This window comes from Rubellimicrobium rubrum, from assembly GCF_006152115.1.
Taxonomy (GTDB): Bacteria; Pseudomonadota; Alphaproteobacteria; order Rhodobacterales; family Rhodobacteraceae; genus Rubellimicrobium; species Rubellimicrobium rubrum.
Genome location: NZ_VDFU01000021.1, coordinates 1 through 17223, shown reverse-complemented (window position 1 = coordinate 17223; position 17223 = coordinate 1). Strand labels below are relative to the sequence as shown.

The window sequence follows — 17223 nt, the reverse complement described above, 5'->3', positions numbered from 1 at the left end:
CCTCAGGGCTGTCGCGCCAGCCAGTCGGTCAGCGCGGGGCGCACCGACTCGTCGCCGCGGATGCGGGCGTCGTCGATCACCTTGCGCGCCTCCTGCAGGTTGACCCGACGGATCAGGCTTTTGACCGGGCCGATGGAGGCTGGCCGCATCGACAGCGTACGGAAGCCCATGGCCGCCAGGGCCACGGCCTCCACAGGCCGTCCCGCGTCCTCCCCGCAGAAGCTGAGCGGCGTCCCGGCCGAGGCACAGCGGCCGACGATGCCGGACAGAAGTTCCAGGAAAGATGACTCCAGCATGTCGTAGCGCCGCCGAACCTTTTCGTTCTCCCGGTCGGCGGCGAAAAAGAACTGCTTGAGGTCGTTGCCGCCTACCGACAGGAAGTCCACCTCGCGGAAGAAGGCGTAGGAGGCAAAGGCGAGGCTCGGCGTTTCCAGCATCGCGCCCACCTCCACCTCGGAGGGGAGGGGGTGGCCCAAGATGCGCTCGCGCTCCATGGCCTTGTTGAACTCGGCCCGCGCGAGGCGGAACTCGCCGGGGTTGGCGATGAAGGGAAACATGACAGTCAGGTGCCGTCCCGAGGCCGCGCGGATCAGCGCCTGGATCTGCATCCGCAGCACGCCGGGCTTGTCCAGCCCCAGCCGGATCGCGCGCCAGCCCATGGCGGGGTTGGGCTCGTCCTGGGGCTTCATGTAGCTCAGCACCTTGTCGGATCCGATGTCCAAGGTGCGAAAGGCCACGCGCTTGCCCTTGGCCGCGTCCACGACCCGCGCATAGAGCGCCGACAACTCGGCCCGCTTGGGCATCTGGTTGCGGACGAGGAACTGCAACTCGGTCCGGAACAGGCCCACCCCCTCGGCGCCCGAACTGGGAAGCGAGGGCAGGTCCGCCATCAGACCCGCGTTCATGTGGAGCGAGATCACCGTGCCGCAGAGCGCTTGGGCGGGCAGGTCGCGAAGGCCTGCATAGCGCTCCTGCGCGCGGGCCAGCATGGCGATCTTGTCCTCAAAGGCCTTGCGCACAGTGTCGTCGGGCCGCAAGTGCGCGACCCCCTGTTCGCCGTCCACCAGCATGAGGTCGCCGTTCAGGGCTTCGGTCAGGACTCCCTCGGCCCGGATCACCAGCGGGATGGCCCAGGCGCGCGCCACGATGGCCGCATGGGAGCCGACCGAGCCTTCCTCCAGCACGATACCCTTGAGCGTACCTTTGCCGTACTCCAGGAGCTCGCCCGGCCCGATGTTCCGTGCCACGAGCACAGGATCGCTCGGCATGGCGACACCGGTGTCGCTGCCTTGGCCCGTCAGGATCCGAAGCAGGCGGTTCGACAGGTCGTCGAGGTCATGGAGCCGCTCGCGCAGATAGGCGTCGCTGGCCTGGCCCATGCGGGCCCGGGCATGGGACTGCTCCTTCTCCACGGCAGCCTCGGCCGTCAGCCCCGAGCGGATGTCGTCCTCCATCCGCCGCAGCCAGGAGCGGGAGTTCGCGAACATCCGATAGGCTTCAAGAACCGCAACCTCTTCGCCGTCCACGGGAGCGGTGCCGGCCAGCAACTCGTCCACCTGAGCGCGCAAGGCTTCGATGGCCGCGGCCAGCCGTGCCGATTCCCGGTCCGGATCGTCCGAGATGGGGTTGGTGACCACCACGCGCGGCTCGTGGAGGAAGACCCGGCCAGCCACGGCCCCTTCCTGGCCCGACATCCCCCGGAACGTGATCGGACGCTGGTGACGGGGCGACAAGCCGCCCTCGGCGCCGTTGAAGGCCCCCAGTTCGGTCATCTCGGCCAGCACCATGGCCACGACCTCAAGGGCATAGACCTCGTCGGGCGTGTAGATGCGGGCCGACCGGGACTGCACGACGAGCACGCCCAAGGCCTCGCCCAGGCGCTGGATGGGAACCCCGCAGAACGAGGAGAAGCGCTCTTCCCCCGTTTCGGGCATGTATCGGAAGCCGCGCTCGGCCGGGGCGTTGGCCGTGTTGATCACCGTGCGGTCGCGGGCGGTCCGTCCCACGAGCCCTTCGCCCAGCCGCATCCGGGTCTGGTGCACGGCCTCGGGCTGCAAGCCGACTGTGGCGCAGAGCTCCAAGGTTTCCGCATCCCGGAAAAGATAGATCGAGCAAACCTCGCAGCCCATCGAGTCGGCGATGAGCCGCACGATCCGGTCAAGGCGGGTCTGGCCGACGCTCGTGGCGGCCATGACCGCGCTCAGGCGTCCCAAGAGCTTGCGGCTCTCGCTCTCGGTCCGGTCGGGCATACCTTGTCCTCTCGGGGAAATCCCCGTCGCGTGTGCCTATCAGGCGGCCTTTTCCAAGCCGAATGCATCATGGAGCGCCTGCACGGCCAGTTCCATGTATTTCCGGTCGATCAGCACGGAAATTTTTATCTCGGAGGTTGTGATGACCTTGATGTTGACGTTCTCGGCGGCGAGCGCCTTGAACATCTGCGCGGCGACGCCCGCATGCGAGCGCATCCCGATGCCTACCACCGAAACCTTGGCCACGCCCTGGTCCACCACGAGGTCGTCGAAGCCGATGTCGCCACGGGCCTTGGCCTCGTCCATCGCATGCTGCGCCCGCAGGACCTGGTCGTTGGGGCAGGAGAAGGTCATGTCGGTGCGGCCACCTTCAGAGATGTTCTGAACGATCATGTCCACGTTCACCCCGGCCTCGGCCAGGGGCCCGAAGATCGCGGCGGCGATACCCGGACGATCGGCCACCGCCATTAGCGTGAGCTTGGCCTCGTCCCGGCTATAGGCCACGCCGGCGACCGCGTTCGACTCCATGATGTCCTCCTCGTCGCAGACGAGGGTTCCCGCCTCGTCGGTCTGTTCCTCGAAGCTGGATAGCACCCGCAGCTTCACCTTGTAGCGCATCGCCAACTCAACCGAGCGGGTCTGGAGCACCTTGGCGCCAAGCGAGGCCAACTCCAGCATTTCCTCGAAGGCGATGCGGTCGAGCTTGCGGGCCTTGGCACAGATGCGGGGGTCGGTGGTGTAGACCCCGTCCACGTCCGTGTAGATGTCGCAGCGCACGGCATCGAAGGCGGCGGCAAAGGCCACGGCGGTGGTGTCCGATCCGCCGCGGCCCAGGGTGGTGATCCGCCCTTCCGGGCTGATGCCCTGGAAGCCCGCGACCACAGCGACCTTCATGCCTTCGTCGAACTTGCGCAGGATGTTCTCGGTCGGAATCGCCTCGATCCGGGCGGAGCCATGGGCCGAGGTGGTCAGGAGCGGCACCTGCCAGCCCTGCCAGGAGCGGGCGGGGATATCCATCTCCTGCAGCCGCAGCGCCATGAGGCCCGCCGTCACGTTCTCGCCCGAGGAGGTGACGGCATCGTACTCGCGCGCGTCGTAGAGGGGCGAAGTGTCCTGAACCCAGCCCACGAGCTTGTTCGTCTCGCCGGCCATCGCGGATACGATGACGATGACGTCGTGGCCCTTGGCCACCTCGACAGCGGCGCGCTTGGCCGCGCGCGCAATGCGATCCACATTGGCGACCGATGTGCCGCCAAACTTCATGACAAGGATGGACATACGGGTCCCCAGAGTTCCGGGCGCCCTCATAATCGCGCCGCGCCGCAGGGGCAATGCGGGTCGCGCAGGCCGCCCGGCTTCGGTCTTTGTCGGGGAGAGAGGGGATCAACCCATCCGGGCTCCCGAGCCACCGCTTCGTCCCGGTCTCGAAGCCCGGGACAAAGCTGATCTCTCCGGCACCCTAGTTGGCGCTGCGCTTGGGAATGAAGGGGAGGGGGGCCACCCGGATGCCCTCCTCGATCAACGCCTTGGCCTCTTCTGGCTTGGCCTCGCCCCAGATCGACCGCTCGGGCTTGGTGCCTTCGTGCATCGCCCGCGCCTCGGCGGCGAAGCTCAGGCCCACATAGTCCGAGTTTTCCTCGACCTGACGACGCATGGCGGCAAGCATGGCCTCCCGAGGGTCGCTAGGCTTGGTCAGGTCCTTGGGCGCGGTGGACACGGCAGGCGCCATCAGCGCCTTCTCCACCTTGGACGAGCCGCATTCGGCGCAGGACAGGAGCCCGCGCTTGGCAAGGTCGTCGAAGGCGGACGCGGACCCGAACCAGCTTTCGAAGCTGTGGCCGTCCGCGCATGAAAGGCTGTAGCGGACCATGGCCCCGTTTTCCTCAGCTGACTTTGCCAAGATAAGCACGGGTTCGCCGACCGCAACCGTCTGGGACGTCGCGATGGAAGCCTGATCGACAGGCGTTGCATCGCCGCCCGATGCGTCTCGCAATCGTGTGATGGACCTGCGTGCGGGGGGCGCTATCGTCCGCTGGGATGAAGGGGAGTCGCCTATGCAGTACCTCGCAATGACCCTGGCTCTCGCTTTCGTGGCCATCCTGCCCTCGGCAGCGATCGAGGCCGCCACCCCGGAGGAGGCGCAGTTGCAGCAGTTCCGGTTCAACTCGATCGATGGCGGACAGATCGGCTTTGGGGATTGGGTCGGTCACCCTGTCCTTATCGCGAACACCGCCTCCCTGTGCGGCTATACTCCCCAGTATGCGGACCTGCAGGCGCTGTACGACAGCTACAGGGACCGGGGGCTCGTGGTTGTCGCGGTGCCGTCGGACGATTTCAGGCAGGAGCTGGCGTCCGATGCCGAGGTCAAGGATTTTTGCGAATTGAACTATGACCTCGACCTGCCGATGACAGGGATCACCCCGGTCCGGGGCGAGGGTGCACATCCCTTCTTCGCCTGGCTGCGCGACACGCAAGGTTTTGAACCGCAGTGGAACTTCAACAAGGTCCTGATCGGTGCGGACGGCAAGGTTCTGGGCTCATGGGGTTCGGGTGAGGCGCCGACCGGGCCTGCCATCACCCAAGCCGTCGAGGCGGCGCTACGGTCCTGACGCCGCTCCTCATCGGCTCCGAGATCTATAGGGGGTCGAGCTATGGCCCCTGGCATCCCTTGCGCATCCCGCGCGTCTCGACGGTCATGGATCTGGCGCGGGCCTTGGGCTGGCTGCCCCCCGAGCGGTTCAGATCCAGCCCGCGCGCTAAGCCGGCTGCCCTGACAGCCTGGCACACCCCCGGCTATGTGGCGGCGCTGGAACGGGCCGAGGCCCAGCAGGTCGTGGACGACGCAACGCGCGCCCGTCACGGGCTGGGCACCACCTCCAACCCCGTCTTCCCCGAAATGTACAGGCGTCCTGCAACCGGTGTCGGAGGGGTCATGCTGGCCGCCCAGATTCTGGCCGCCGGGGGCGTGGTCCACGTCCCCGGCGGCGGCACGCATCACGCCTTTCCGGACCGGGCCAACGGGTTCTGCTATCTGAACGACCCGGCCTTTGCGATCCTGGCCCTCAGGGCCCAGGGCGCGCGGCGGGTGGCCTATGTGGACATCGACGCGCATCATTGCGACGGCGTGGAGCATGGCTTTCGCGACGACTCCGATACCCTCCTCGTCTCGGTCCATGAGGCGGACCGATGGCCTCGGACCGGAGCGATCACGGATAGGGGGCTGGGCAATGTCTTCAACTTGCCGGTTCCGCGCGGCTTCCACGACGACGACATGGCGCTGGTGCGTGACAGACTGATCCTGCCCGCCGTAGCGGCGTTCCGGCCTGACGCGATCGTGCTGCAAGCGGGCTCGGACGGAGTTCTGGAGGATCCGCAGTCCCGAATGGCGCTGTCGAACAACGCGCATTTGGGGGTACTGAACGGACTCAGACCCCTCGCGTCACGGCTGATGCTGCTGGGCGGAGGCGGCTACAACCCATGGGCGGTCGGGCGATGCTGGACCCGGCTCTGGGGAGCCCTGGCCAGGCAGGACGCGCCGGACCGGTTGCCGTCGGATGCGCAGGCGGTGCTGCGTGGGCTCCGTTGGGAGCGCCGGGGGGGTGGCCGTGCCGTCGAGCCGGCCGAGGACTGGGTCACGACGCTTGCGGATCCCTGGCGGGGGGGAACGCCCGGGGATGGGGTTGTGGCCTCCCTGGGGGAACTGGCTGGACGGCTCCGGGCCTGGGTCTAGCGTCCGGTTACCCGTCCCGCCACGGCGCGACCCAGGACCTCCGACAGCACGATCGCAGCGCCCGACACTGCGATGGACACGAGCACCAACCGAATGGCCGCGCGCTCCCCGCCCGGAACCTGGAGAAAGGCATGGATGGCCGAGGGCAGCGTTTGCGTCTCGCCGGGGATGCTGGAGACAAAGGTGATCGTGGCCCCGAACTCTCCCATGGCGCGGGCAAAGCCCAGCACCGCGCCCGCGACAAGGCCCGGCAAGGCCAGCGGCAGGGTAACTGTCAGGAACACCCAAAGCGGCCGGGCCCCCAGGTCTGCGGCGGACTCCTCGAGGTGAATGGCAACGGCCTCAATGGACAGCCAGATGGGCCGCACCATCAGCGGAAAGGCCATGACCCCGGCCGCCAGCGCGGCGCCGGTCCAGCGGAACGCGAAGACGATGCCGCAGCAATCCTGAAGGAGCATGCCTATCGGACCTCGGGTGCCGAAGGTGACGAGGAGGAGATAGCCGGTCACCACGGGCGGCATCACCAGGGGCATGTGGATCAGGACATTGAGGAGCCCGCGCCCGGGAAAGCGCCAGCGCGCCAGCGCCTGAGCGGACAGAAGGGCGAGCGGCAGGCTTGCCAAGGTGGCAACCAGCGACACCCGCAGTGACAGCAGGAGCGCCGTCCACTCCTCCGGGTCCAGCCAAGGCGTCAGTCGAGTACCCGGAAGCCTTGGCCTTCGAACACCGTGGCGGCTTCAGCGGAGGTCAGCCAATCGAGGAAGTCCGACGCGGCAGGATGTTCGCGGCCAGCAACCAGCGCCACGGGATAGACGATGGCCGAATGGCTGTCCTCTGGAAAGGTGCCCAAGACGGACAACGCCTCGCCTGCCGCGAGCGCGGCCACGGCGTCCGATCCGTAGACCACGCCAAGCGGCGCCTCGCCGGAGGACACAAGCGCCAGCGCGGCCCGGACGTTTTCGGTCTGCGCGACCTGGGGCTCGATCTGCTCCCAAAGACCGAGGCTTGTCAGGGCCTCCCGCCCGTAGATCCCGGCAGGCACCGAGTCCACGAAGCCCATGGCGAGCCGGCCGCCGTCCAGAAGGGCCAGGAGGTCCAGACCAGGACCGATGGTGACCGGTTGGGCCGTCCCGTGAGCCACGAGGACCAAGCTGTTGCCCAAGAGGTCGTGTCGGCTGCCCTCCACGATCAGGTCCTTGGATTGAAGTTCGTCCATCCAGTCGGTCGACGCCGACAGGAACAGGTCCGCAGGTGCGCCTTGCGCAATCTGCTGGGCAAGCTGCGGCGTCCCCGCATAGGACAGGACCACGTCATGGCCTGTCCGGACCTCCCAACTGGCGGCGATGTCGTCCAGGGCGGTCTTGAGGCTCGCGGCGGCGAAAACCGTCACCTGATCGGCCATGGCCGGCGTCGCGATCAGCAGGGCGGCAAGTACGGCGCGCAGCATGGCACTCCTTGGGGCGATATGTCCGGTCGGATATATCGCTGTCGCCTGTGTCCCAAGGCAAGCGTTATCTCCGGCCGGACATGTCGGCCCGGTCGCGGATCGCGGCGATGTAGGCCGCGCCTTCGGTCAGGACGAGGGCCTCCAAGGCGCGGTACGAGGCCAGCACGGCCTCGCCCTCCTTGGTCAGCCGAGCGCCGCCTCCGCCCTCTCCGCCCCGCGCGAGTTCCACGAGCGGCGCGCGGAAGGCCTTGTTCGCCTCCGCCACGAGGGACCACGCGCGGCGGTAGCTCATGCCCAAGCCAGCGGCTGCGGCAGCGACCGAGCCGGTCTCGCGGATGCGGGTGAGAAGGTCCGCCTTTCCGGGGCCGAAGCGGACGCCTTCGCCCAAGGGGATGCGGAGATGAATGGACGGGTCAGCGGCGCTCATGGCTCGACCATCCTGTCTAGAGGCCGATTGCACAAGGAAAGGTTGCGCGAGATGCGAGGCATGGCCGTCCTTTGTTCCCCAACACGGGTCGGAGCCCGCGGGACGGGGCCCTTCTTATCGTAACGCACGGCCCTTGAGGATCGCTCCATCCCCAAACTTCGCGCGGATCGCATCGGCCGCCCGCTCGGCCCGGGCACGCCGCGCGGCGTCAGGGTCGAGCATGTCCCCCTCGCGGTCTGCGAGGTCGCCCCCGGTGATCTCCGCGAGGCCCACACCCAGCAGGCGGAAGGGGCCGAGCTCGCTCACCTGGTCCAGCAGGCCCCGTGCCGCGCGGTAGATGGCGTCCGCGATCTGGGTCGGCTCCCGCAGGGCGACGCGGCGGGTCAGGAGATGGTGGTCGGAGCGCTTGAGCTTGAGCACCACCACCCGCCCCGCAAGCTCCTGGGCCTTGGCGCGGGACGACACCTTCTCGGCCAGCCGCCAGACATGGCCGTCAAGAAGGTCGCGATCCGCCGTGTCCTGGTGAAAGGTCGTCTCGTTCGAGATGCTCTTGGTGTCGCGATCCGAGTTGACCGCCCGCACGTCCTGACCCCGCGCAAGATGCCAGAGCCGCTCGCCCATATGGCCGAAACGAGCATGAAGGTCGCGACGGTCCCACCGAAGCAGGTCCCCGATCGTGCGAATTCCGGCCCGACCCAGCGCCTCTTGGCCAGCGGGGCCGATGCCCCAGATCAGGCGGACGGGCTGCGGCTCCAGGAATCCCTGGGTTTCGGCCCGACCGATGACGGAAAAGCCACGCGGCTTGTCGAGGTCCGAGGCGACCTTGGCCAGGAACTTGTTGTGCGACAGACCGATGGAGCCAGTGAGCCCCAACTCCGCCTGCATCCGCCGGGTGAGCCGGGCCAGCATGGTGGCGGGCGCCGCGCCGTGAAGACGCTCGGTTCCCGACAGGTCCAGAAAGGCCTCGTCGAGGCTCAGCGGCTCGATCCGGTCGGTCAACTCCTCCATCATGGCGCGGATGGCGCGGGAGGCTTCGACATAGGCCGCAAAGCGGGGCTTCACGACGACCGCCTCCGGGCAGAGCCGCAGCGCCTCGAACATCGGCATGGCCGAGCGGACGCCCCGGATGCGCGCCAGGTAGCAGGCCGTCGAGACGACGCCGCGCTTGCCGCCGCCGACGATCACGGGGACGTCGCGGAGGTCTGGGTTGTCGCGCTTCTCGACGGCCGCAAAGAAGGCATCGCAGTCCATATGGGCGATGGACAGGTCGAACAGCTCGGGATGGGTCGTGACGCGGGGCGACCGGCAGGCGGGACAGCGACGGTCCCCGCTATCGAATCGGTGCAGGCAATCACGGCATAAGGCAGGCATGGCCCCAGGATAACGCGAAGGGGCCGGTGATGCAGGACTATGTGGGCGCGAAAGGGGCGCTGTTCCTGGGTAGCCGCCTTTTAACCACGCTGCGGGACAATATTCCGACCATCCCGTTTCCGGGGTGCTGGGATTTCGTCGGCGGCGGACGCGAAGGCGCCGAGACCCCCCGCGAAACCCTGATCCGCGAAGCGCGCGAGGAAGTCGGGCTTGATTTGACCGGGGCAGAGTGGCTGTGGGACAGCCGCTTCCCCGCCATGGTCGATCCCAGTCGCACCAGCTGGTTCTATGTGCTGCGGATGCCGGCCGAGGCCGCGCGCACGATTGTTATGCGAGACGAGGGGCAGGGATGGCTTCTCATTCCACCCGAGCGGTTCCTGACCTTGCCAGATGCCGTGCCGTCCCTGCAGGCGCGGCTTCGGGCGTGGATGCATGATGGGCCAGGAGGAAGGGTAGCGTCGTCCCGGATGGGACCCACGCCATCATAGCGGGATGTCGGGATCTCGGCTCCTCTCCCTCCGGCTTGACCATCGTTCTGCCGTTCGGGGCTTTCATCGTCCTGGGCAGGGGGCGTGCATGCAGGGCATGGTGGGGGCAGGGGCAGGTCCTGGAGTGGTCGGTGATGCTGTGGACGTATGACAGGCGGCTTCCCGCCTTGGAGCGGTGACTCCTGTCTGTGACAGCGCCGCTCTTGGGAGGCATTATGGGCTGCTGTCCATCCTCAGGTCACCAACCTTATGGACGGCGTTCTGGTGACGGCAGCCGCCATGAACTCCAGCCCGGAGGCGGCGCTCAGTAGGAGACTGGTCATCCTCGCGGTTCTGTCCCTATGGAACCCACGCCGGGATGCAGCTTCAGCCCGCAACTTTGTACACATCGCGGACCGCGGCATCGGCACGGAGCCTCACACAGGGATCTCTGATTGCCTTCTTCTTGTGTCCAACAGCGTGGCGGTCGGCGGGGCGGAAACCTTGTGCGTAAGCGCGTGGCTTGGCAGAGGCCCGCCACAGCCTCCGCGGGCAACGGTCGCAGTGCAGGGGCAGCGAATCAGTGAGGGCGAGGCCGTATCGGGCCGGTGTCGGACTGCCGTAGGGCATGGCGCGTCAGGGCTTGCTCGATCCAGTCCCGAGGCGTGGCCTCGGGAGCCTCTACGCGGCACGGATAGCGGAAGGTCCGCCCATCGCGCTCCACATCCACCCGAGCCTCGAAGATGCCTGTGATCGCGTCGTAGCGCACTTGTCCCAGCTTGACCGTCCGCATGGCCCCCCGACCCTTCAATGTGGCTGAGCTTACGCTGCACTCGTGATGGTTGCCGCCCGATGAAGAATCTTTGGGTGGAACCTGTTGCCGGTCCAAAGGTTCGGAGAGTGTCGGAAGGGTGCCAGATTCGATGAACGCGCCCCGACTTCTCCCCCATCATGGAGGTCAACATGAATTCCCTACAAGACGCATTCGAAATGGGGCTGCAGGAAGCCTTCTACGCCGAGCGTGCCCTTCTTCAGGCAATGCCGCAACTGGCCCAAGCCGCGCAAAGCGAGGAGTTCCGCGCCGCGCTGGAACAGCATGAGCAGGAAACCCAGCAGCAGGTGAAGATGCTGGAGCAGGTGTTCCAGACCTTGGGCGTGCAGCCTCAGGAGGCGCAGTGCCAGGCGGTCGACGGGCTGATCGCGGACGCGCAGCGGATGATGGGTCTGGCCCAGCCGCCGGCTCTCGATGCGGTAGCCTTGGCGCTGGCGCAAGCCAACGAGCATTTCGAGATCACGAAGTACGGCACCCTCGTCGCTTGGGCCCGTGAGCTCGGTCGGCAGGACGTGGAAGGGATCCTTCAGCAGATCCTCGACCAGGAAAAGCAGACGGACCAGAAGCTGACCCGGATCGCCGAAACCATGGTGAACCAGCGGGCCCAACAGGCCGCGTAAAGCATGGCCAAGGGCTGAAGCGGCGGCCGCCCCCCCGGGGGCGGCCGTCTTCGTTCAGGGCAGCTCGGCCAGAATGGCCTGGGTTGCCGCACGCGGATCGGAGGCCTGCCAGATGGGACGGCCGATGACGATGTGGTCGGCTCCGGCCCCGAGTGCGGCAGCCGGGGTCTCCACGCGCTTCTGATCGCCCAGAGCCGCGCCCGTGGGACGCACGCCTGGCGTGACGATCAAGCGGCCAACCGCCTCGGGCAGGGCGCGGATCAGTGCCGCCTCGCGCGGGGAGGCGATGACGCCATGGGCTCCCGCTTCCATGGCCCGACCGGCGCGCTCCGCCACGATGCCTTCGAGGTCCCCCTCCCGGATCAGGCAGGCGTCGAGATCGGCCCGGTTCAACGAGGTCAGGATGGTCACGGCAAGGATCTTCAGGCCCGTGCCGCCCGCTCCCTGCACGGCCGCACCGACGACCTGAGGGTCGCCATGCACGGTCAGAAAGTCGAGATCGAAGCGCGCAAGCCCCCGTACCGCTGCCTCTACCGTCGCGCCGATGTCGAACAGCTTCATGTCAAGAAAGATGCGCTTGCCCTGCTCGTCCTTGAGCTCCCGCGCCAGCGCGAGGCCCCCGCCGGTCAGCATCCCCAATCCGACCTTGTAGAACGAGACCGTATCGCCCAGCTGTTCGGCCAAGCGGAGGCCGGACAGAGCGTCGGGCACGTCGAGGGCTACGATCAGGCGGTCATCGGGCATGGCGGTCCTCCTCGGGCTGGGACGTCCTTGGGCGTCAGGGCTCCCTGAGTCAAGGCGCGGAACAGGCGTCGGATTATCCCTCGGAGAGGTCTTGCAGCAGGAAAAAACACGACCCACATCTTCAGCAAGGCCCGATGGGACGTGCCGCATCAGGCGGGCGATTCCGAAGCGGGCGCTTTGGAAAGGAGATGCCATGAACTTGGAGAAGTTCACGGAACGGTCGCGCGGATTCCTGCAAGCTGCCCAGACCATCGCGATACGCGAACAGAACCAGCGCGTTCTGCCGGAACACCTGCTGAAAGCTTTGATGGACGACGATCAGGGGCTTGCCGCCAACCTGATCGACCGCTCGGGCGGGTCGTCGGCCCGCGTGCGCGAGGCTGTGGATGCTGCCGTCGCGCGTCAGCCCAAGGTGTCGGGCGACGCGGGTCAGGCTTACGTGGACAGCTCGCTCGTGCGCGTTCTCGATGAGGCCGAGAAGGTCGCGACCAAGGCCGGGGACAGCTTTGTGCCGGTTGAGCGGATGCTTATGGCCCTGGCCATGGTGAAGTCGAAGGCCCAGGAGGCTCTCGACGCTGGCGCCGTCACCGCGCAGAAGCTGAACGCCGCGATCAATGATGTGAGAAAGGGCCGCACCGCCGATACCGCATCGGCCGAGGAGGGCTACGACGCGCTCCGGAAATATGCCCGCGACCTGACCGAGGCCGCGCGGGATGGCAAGATTGACCCCATCATCGGCCGCGACGAGGAAATCCGCCGTTCGATGCAGGTGCTGTCGCGCCGCACCAAGAACAACCCGGTGCTGATCGGCGAGCCGGGCGTGGGCAAGACCGCTATCGCGGAGGGGCTCGCGCTGCGGATCGTCAACGGCGACGTGCCCGAGTCCCTGCGCAACAAGACCCTGATGGCGCTCGACATGGGCTCGCTGATTGCGGGCGCGAAGTACCGGGGCGAGTTCGAGGAGCGTCTCAAGGCCGTGCTGAAGGAGATCGAGGCGGCGGCGGGCGAGGTCATCGTCTTCATCGACGAGATGCACACGCTTGTCGGCGCGGGCAAAGCCGATGGCGCGATGGACGCGGCGAACCTGATCAAGCCGGCGCTGGCGCGCGGGGAGCTGCACTGCATCGGCGCCACCACGCTCGACGAATACCGCAAGCACGTCGAGAAGGACGCGGCCTTGGCCCGGCGGTTCCAGCCGATCATGGTCGAGGAGCCCACGGTCGAAGACACGATCAGCATCCTGCGCGGCATCAAGGAGAAGTACGAGCTGCACCACGGTGTGCGGATCAGCGACTCCGCGCTGGTCGCGGCGGCGCAGCTGTCGCACCGCTACATCACCGACCGCTTCCTGCCCGACAAGGCCATCGACCTGGTCGATGAGGCGGCGTCCCGGCTGCGGATGGAGATCGACTCAAAGCCCGAGGAGCTGGACCAGCTCGACCGTCAGCTCCTGCAGCTGCAGATCGAAGCCGAGGCTTTGAAGAAGGAGGACGACGACGCCTCCAAGGACCGGCTGTCACGGCTTGAGAAGGAGATGTCGGAGGTTCAGGAGCGCTCGGCCGCGATGACCGCCAAGTGGCAGGCCGAACGCGCTACGCTCGAATCCGCCCGTTTCGTCAAGGAGCGGCTGGAGGACGCGCGCGCGCAGCTTGATCGGGCCAAGCGCGAGGGCAACTTGGCCGAGGCCGGGCGGCTCGCCTATGGCGAGATCCCGCAGCTGGAGCGCGAGCTGGCCGAGGCCGAGACCCAGGGCGACGGCCTGATGGTCGAGGAGGCCGTGCGGCCCGAGCAGATCGCCGAGGTCGTGGAGCGCTGGACGGGCATCCCGACCAGCCGGATGCTGGAAGGCGAGCGCGACAAGCTCCTCCGCATGGAGGAAGCGCTGGGCAAGCGCGTCGTCGGTCAGCGCGCGGCCGTGGAGGCGGTGAGCCGGGCCGTGCGCCGGGCGCGGGCGGGGCTCAACGACGAGGGGCGGCCGCTGGGCAGCTTCCTGTTCCTGGGCCCGACCGGCGTCGGCAAGACTGAGCTGACCAAGGCCTTGGCCGAGTTCCTGTTCGACGACGACACGGCGATGGTCCGCATCGACATGTCCGAGTTCATGGAAAAGCACGCGGTCAGCCGCCTCATCGGCGCGCCTCCGGGCTATGTGGGCTATGATGAAGGCGGCGTCCTGACCGAGGCCGTCCGGCGCCGGCCCTATCAGGTCGTGCTGTTCGACGAAGTGGAGAAGGCGCATCCGGACGTGTTCAACGTCCTGCTGCAGGTTCTCGATGACGGGATGCTGACCGACGGCCAGGGCCGCACGGTGGACTTTAAGCAGACCATCATCGTGCTGACCTCGAACCTTGGCGCGCGGGCCCTGTCCGAGCTGCCCGAGGGCTCGGACGCGACCTTGGCCAAGCGTGAGGTGATGGAAGCGGTCCGGACGCACTTCCGGCCCGAGTTCCTGAACCGTCTGGACGAGCAGATCATCTTCGACCGTCTCGACCGGTCCGACATGACGGGTATTGTGGAGATCCAGCTCAAGCGGCTCGAAAAGCGGCTGGCGGCGCGCAAGATCAGGCTCGACCTCGACCAGGGCGCGAAGCAATGGCTGGCGGACGAAGGCTACGATCCCGTCTTTGGGGCGCGGCCGCTCAAGCGGGTCATCCAGCGCGCCCTGCAGGACCAGTTGGCCGAGATGATCCTGGCCGGAGAGGTCAGGGACGACGAGACCGTGACGGTGACGGCTGGCCCCGATGGGCTGATTGTCGGCAATCGCGTGGCGAGCGGGTCTGGCGCCCGGACTGATCGGCCCATGGACGCGGTCGTGCACTGAGGCCTCTAATGGACGGCCCCCGGCGGAGCGATCCGCCGGGGGTTTTCTGCTGCTCAGGTTGGGGCGCTTATTGCGCCGGAGCCTCTGGCGGCAGGATGACGCCATCGATCACATGGATCACACCGTTCGAGGCCTGCACGTCAGGTGTCGTGATGTTGGCCCCGTTGATCTTGGGTCCGCCTTCCAGCGTGATCGTCGCCGGGGCGCCGTTGACCGTCGTGACCTCCTGGCCTTCGGTCAGCTGGTCCGAGGTGACCTCGCCCGAGACGACGTGATAGGTCAGGATTGAGGCCAGCTGCTCGGGGTTCGCCAGAAGCTCGTCGAGCGTGCCTGCGGGCAGCGCGGCAAAGGCGTCGTCGGTCGGCGCGAAGACGGTGAACGGACCTTCGCCCGACAGGGTTTCGGTCAGGCCCGCTGCCTCGACGGCGGCGGCCAGCGTGGTGAAGTTGCCTGCAGCGGCAGCGGTCCCAAGGATGTCCTGCTCCTCTTGGGCAAAGGCCAGCGTGCCAAAGCCTGCGAAAGCGGCGGCTGAAGCGGCCAGAAGGGTCATACGCATGGTTGTGTCTCCCTTTACGGATGCCGTGGTCGGCATCTGGCGCCCAACTTAGGCGCTCTTCCGACAGGACACCGGGTGCGGATCATAAATCATGGCCCGCTTGGCAGCCTGCGCGCAGGATCGCTGATCGGAGCCATTCGCCTCTGCAAGGCTTTGCCAAGCGAGCAGTTGTGATCGCGCTACCCCCTGGAAACGGTAGCTTTCATGGCCATCTCGGACGATTGTCTCTCGATGGCGCTTGGGCTTACATCAACGTGACAAGCCATGGCTGGCTTCGATCATCGCCGTGCCTACCTGTTAGGCGACGCAGGAGGATGAGATGGCGCAACGTTGGACGAATGACCTGACCTGGGCGGACGTGACGCCCAAGGAGCTTTGGCTCAACCGTCGCCAGATCATCGCCGGGGCAGGGGGCCTTGGCGCGATGGCTTTGGCGCGTCCCGCGCAGGCCCAGCAGGAGCCACTGCAGCCGAACACCCTCGAAGAGATCCAAGGCTACAACAACTTCTACGAGTTCGGTTACGACAAGGCCGATCCGGCCCGTTACGCCGGCGAGATGGCAACCCAGCCCTGGACGGTCAAGGTCGATGGCCTGGTGGATAATCCGGGCGACTACGCCCTGGACGATCTGCTGTCGGGAATCGAGACCGAGGAGCGGATCTACCGTCTGCGCTGCGTCGAAGGCTGGTCCATGGTGATCCCCTGGAATGGCGTCGAACTCGCGGATGTCCTGGCCAAGGTCGGGGTGCAACCGGCGGCCCGGTTCGTGGCCTTCGAGACGGTCGTGCAGCCCGAGGTGATGCCGGGCGTTCAGGCGGGCGTGCTCGACTTCCCCTATGTGGAGGGGCTGAGGCTAGACGAAGCGATGCATCCTCTCGCCATCCTGGCCACCGGGCTTTATGGCGAGCCGCTTGCAAACCAGAATGGTGCGCCGATCCGCTTGGTCGTGCCTTGGAAGTACGGCTTCAAGTCGATCAAGTCGATCGTCCGGATCTCCCTTGTGGAGGAACAACCGCCGGCAACCTGGAACCTGACCAACGCAACCGAATACGGATTCTACTCAAACGTGAACCCCGAGGTGGATCATCCGCGCTGGTCCCAGGCGACGGAGCGTCGGATCGGCGGCGGCCTCTTCTCATCCCGCCAGCCTACCCTGATGTTCAACGGCTACGAGGAGGTCGCGAGCCTCTACGAGGGCATGGACCTGACGGAGAACTTCTGACGTGGCAGTGCCTTCCGCGGCAGCGCAGGCCGTCAACACGGCCCTGCGCCGGGTCCCGGCCTGGCTGCTGTATGGCGCGGGGGCGATCTACATGGCATGGCTTTTCTGGCAGGCGCTGAGCGGCGTCTCGGTCGAGCCCATCGACTGGCTTGAGCGGGCGTATGGTGAGACGGCGCTTCAGCTGCTGGTAGCCACGCTAGCCGTGACACCGCTCCGCCGTTTGCTGGGCATCAACCTCCTCAAGTTCCGTCGCGCGCTAGGCTTGTTGGTGTTCTTCTTCGTCCTGGCACATTTCCTGGTTTGGGCCTTGCTCGACGTTCAGACTTTGGACGCGGTCTGGGCCGACATCGTCAAACGGCCCTATGTCACGATCGGGATGGCAGCCTTCCTCATGCTGATCCCCTTGGCAGCCACATCCAACAATGCAAGCCTGCGGCGGATGGGCGGTGCTGCATGGCGACGCATGCACTGGCTCACCTATCCCATCGCGGTGCTCGGGGCCGTTCACTACGTCTGGCTTGCGCGGGGCTTTGCCCTAGAGCCGCTGCTATACCTGTGTGCGATCGTGCTTCTTCTAGCGACCCGTCTCCCTTTCAGGCGCGTTGCAACGGCCTGACCACACCTTCAGTCTGCGTTTCTGACCGTGTGGACAAAAAATGCACGTCCCCATCATTTTCCCGCTTGCGTTGGGCATGTGGTTTCCGTAGAGAGGCCTCCACCGACGGCACGGGTTGTGGTGT

At 66.8% G+C, this 17223-nt stretch carries 17 protein-coding genes; 7 read left to right on the top strand and 10 right to left on the bottom strand.

What is annotated here, in order from left to right:
* Positions 1-2: 2 nt before the first annotated feature.
* From ptsP to FHG66_RS15525, 3 genes are all read right to left on the bottom strand, one after another.
* Positions 3-2249 (bottom strand): phosphoenolpyruvate--protein phosphotransferase, encoded by a 2247-nt coding sequence (gene ptsP / locus FHG66_RS15535; protein WP_139077984.1) that lies wholly within the window; start codon positions 2247-2249, stop codon positions 3-5.
* Positions 2250-2288: 39 nt separating this feature from the next.
* The gene (locus tag FHG66_RS15530) at positions 2289-3527 is read right to left on the bottom strand and encodes an aspartate kinase (protein WP_139077983.1); all 1239 of its coding nucleotides are present in this window, start codon (positions 3525-3527) and stop codon (positions 2289-2291) included.
* 181 nt (positions 3528-3708) lie between these two features.
* Positions 3709-4119 (bottom strand): DUF1178 family protein, encoded by a 411-nt coding sequence (locus tag FHG66_RS15525; RefSeq protein WP_139077982.1) that lies wholly within the window; start codon positions 4117-4119, stop codon positions 3709-3711.
* Positions 4120-4303: 184 nt separating this feature from the next.
* On the opposite strand from FHG66_RS15525, the gene FHG66_RS15520 reads away from it, so the two are divergent.
* Together FHG66_RS15520 and FHG66_RS15515 are read left to right on the top strand one after the other, a co-directional pair.
* Complete coding sequence (locus FHG66_RS15520) at positions 4304-4858, top strand: glutathione peroxidase (protein ID WP_139077981.1); 555 nt, start codon at positions 4304-4306, stop codon at positions 4856-4858.
* Positions 4855-5979 carry an acetoin utilization protein AcuC gene (locus FHG66_RS15515; protein ID WP_281282948.1) on the top strand — a complete coding sequence of 375 codons (1125 nt, stop codon included), beginning with the start codon at positions 4855-4857 and terminating at the stop codon, positions 5977-5979. The genes FHG66_RS15520 and FHG66_RS15515 overlap by 4 nt, the downstream gene beginning before the upstream one ends.
* On the opposite strand, the gene modB is transcribed toward FHG66_RS15515, so the two are convergent.
* The 4 genes from modB to FHG66_RS15495 all read right to left on the bottom strand — a co-directional run bounded on the left by modB (position 5976) and on the right by FHG66_RS15495 (position 9224).
* Positions 5976-6674 (bottom strand): molybdate ABC transporter permease subunit, encoded by a 699-nt coding sequence (gene modB, locus FHG66_RS15510; RefSeq protein ID WP_139077980.1) that lies wholly within the window; start codon positions 6672-6674, stop codon positions 5976-5978. The genes FHG66_RS15515 and modB overlap by 4 nt on opposite strands.
* Positions 6671-7426 carry a molybdate ABC transporter substrate-binding protein gene (modA, locus tag FHG66_RS15505; protein ID WP_139077979.1) on the bottom strand — a complete coding sequence of 252 codons (756 nt, stop codon included), beginning with the start codon at positions 7424-7426 and terminating at the stop codon, positions 6671-6673. The genes modB and modA overlap by 4 nt, the downstream gene beginning before the upstream one ends.
* 64 nt (positions 7427-7490) lie before the next feature.
* Positions 7491-7853 carry a winged helix-turn-helix domain-containing protein gene (locus FHG66_RS15500; protein WP_139077978.1) on the bottom strand — a complete coding sequence of 121 codons (363 nt, stop codon included), beginning with the start codon at positions 7851-7853 and terminating at the stop codon, positions 7491-7493.
* A 114-nt stretch (positions 7854-7967) separates the two neighbouring features.
* Complete coding sequence (locus FHG66_RS15495; RefSeq protein WP_139077977.1) at positions 7968-9224, bottom strand: DNA polymerase IV; 1257 nt, start codon at positions 9222-9224, stop codon at positions 7968-7970.
* 29 nt (positions 9225-9253) lie between these two features.
* On the opposite strand from FHG66_RS15495, the gene FHG66_RS15490 reads away from it, so the two are divergent.
* On the top strand, positions 9254-9712 hold the full coding sequence (locus tag FHG66_RS15490; protein WP_139077976.1) for an NUDIX domain-containing protein: 459 nt from the start codon (positions 9254-9256) through the stop codon (positions 9710-9712).
* 559 nt (positions 9713-10271) lie between these two features.
* Here the strand turns inward: FHG66_RS15490 and FHG66_RS15485 are convergent.
* Positions 10272-10484: an orotidine 5'-phosphate decarboxylase gene (locus tag FHG66_RS15485; RefSeq protein ID WP_139077975.1), complete on the bottom strand. Its 213-nt coding sequence runs from the start codon at positions 10482-10484 to the stop codon at positions 10272-10274.
* Positions 10485-10654: 170 nt separating this feature from the next.
* On the opposite strand from FHG66_RS15485, the gene FHG66_RS15480 reads away from it, so the two are divergent.
* Positions 10655-11143, top strand: coding sequence for a YciE/YciF ferroxidase family protein (locus FHG66_RS15480; protein ID WP_176556276.1), 489 nt, complete (start codon positions 10655-10657; stop codon positions 11141-11143).
* A 54-nt stretch (positions 11144-11197) separates the two neighbouring features.
* Here the strand turns inward: FHG66_RS15480 and pyrF are convergent, their stop codons facing one another.
* On the bottom strand, positions 11198-11887 hold the full coding sequence (gene pyrF / locus FHG66_RS15475; RefSeq protein ID WP_139077973.1) for an orotidine-5'-phosphate decarboxylase: 690 nt from the start codon (positions 11885-11887) through the stop codon (positions 11198-11200).
* Positions 11888-12080: 193 nt separating this feature from the next.
* Here pyrF and clpB point away from each other — a divergent pair, with 193 nt between their 5' ends.
* Entirely contained in the window at positions 12081-14705 is a 2625-nt protein-coding gene (gene clpB / locus FHG66_RS15470; protein ID WP_139077972.1) for an ATP-dependent chaperone ClpB, read from the top strand.
* Positions 14706-14772: 67 nt separating this feature from the next.
* Here the strand turns inward: clpB and FHG66_RS15465 are convergent, their stop codons facing one another.
* Positions 14773-15261, bottom strand: coding sequence for a fasciclin domain-containing protein (locus FHG66_RS15465; protein ID WP_139077971.1), 489 nt, complete (start codon positions 15259-15261; stop codon positions 14773-14775).
* Positions 15262-15580: 319 nt separating this feature from the next.
* On the opposite strand from FHG66_RS15465, the gene msrP reads away from it, so the two are divergent.
* Together msrP and msrQ are read left to right on the top strand one after the other, a co-directional pair.
* Positions 15581-16483: a protein-methionine-sulfoxide reductase catalytic subunit MsrP gene (msrP, locus tag FHG66_RS15460; protein WP_139077970.1), complete on the top strand. Its 903-nt coding sequence runs from the start codon at positions 15581-15583 to the stop codon at positions 16481-16483.
* A gap of 1 nt (position 16484) precedes the next feature.
* On the top strand, positions 16485-17099 hold the full coding sequence (gene msrQ, locus FHG66_RS15455) for a protein-methionine-sulfoxide reductase heme-binding subunit MsrQ (RefSeq protein WP_139077969.1): 615 nt from the start codon (positions 16485-16487) through the stop codon (positions 17097-17099).
* Positions 17100-17223: the final 124 nt, after the last annotated feature.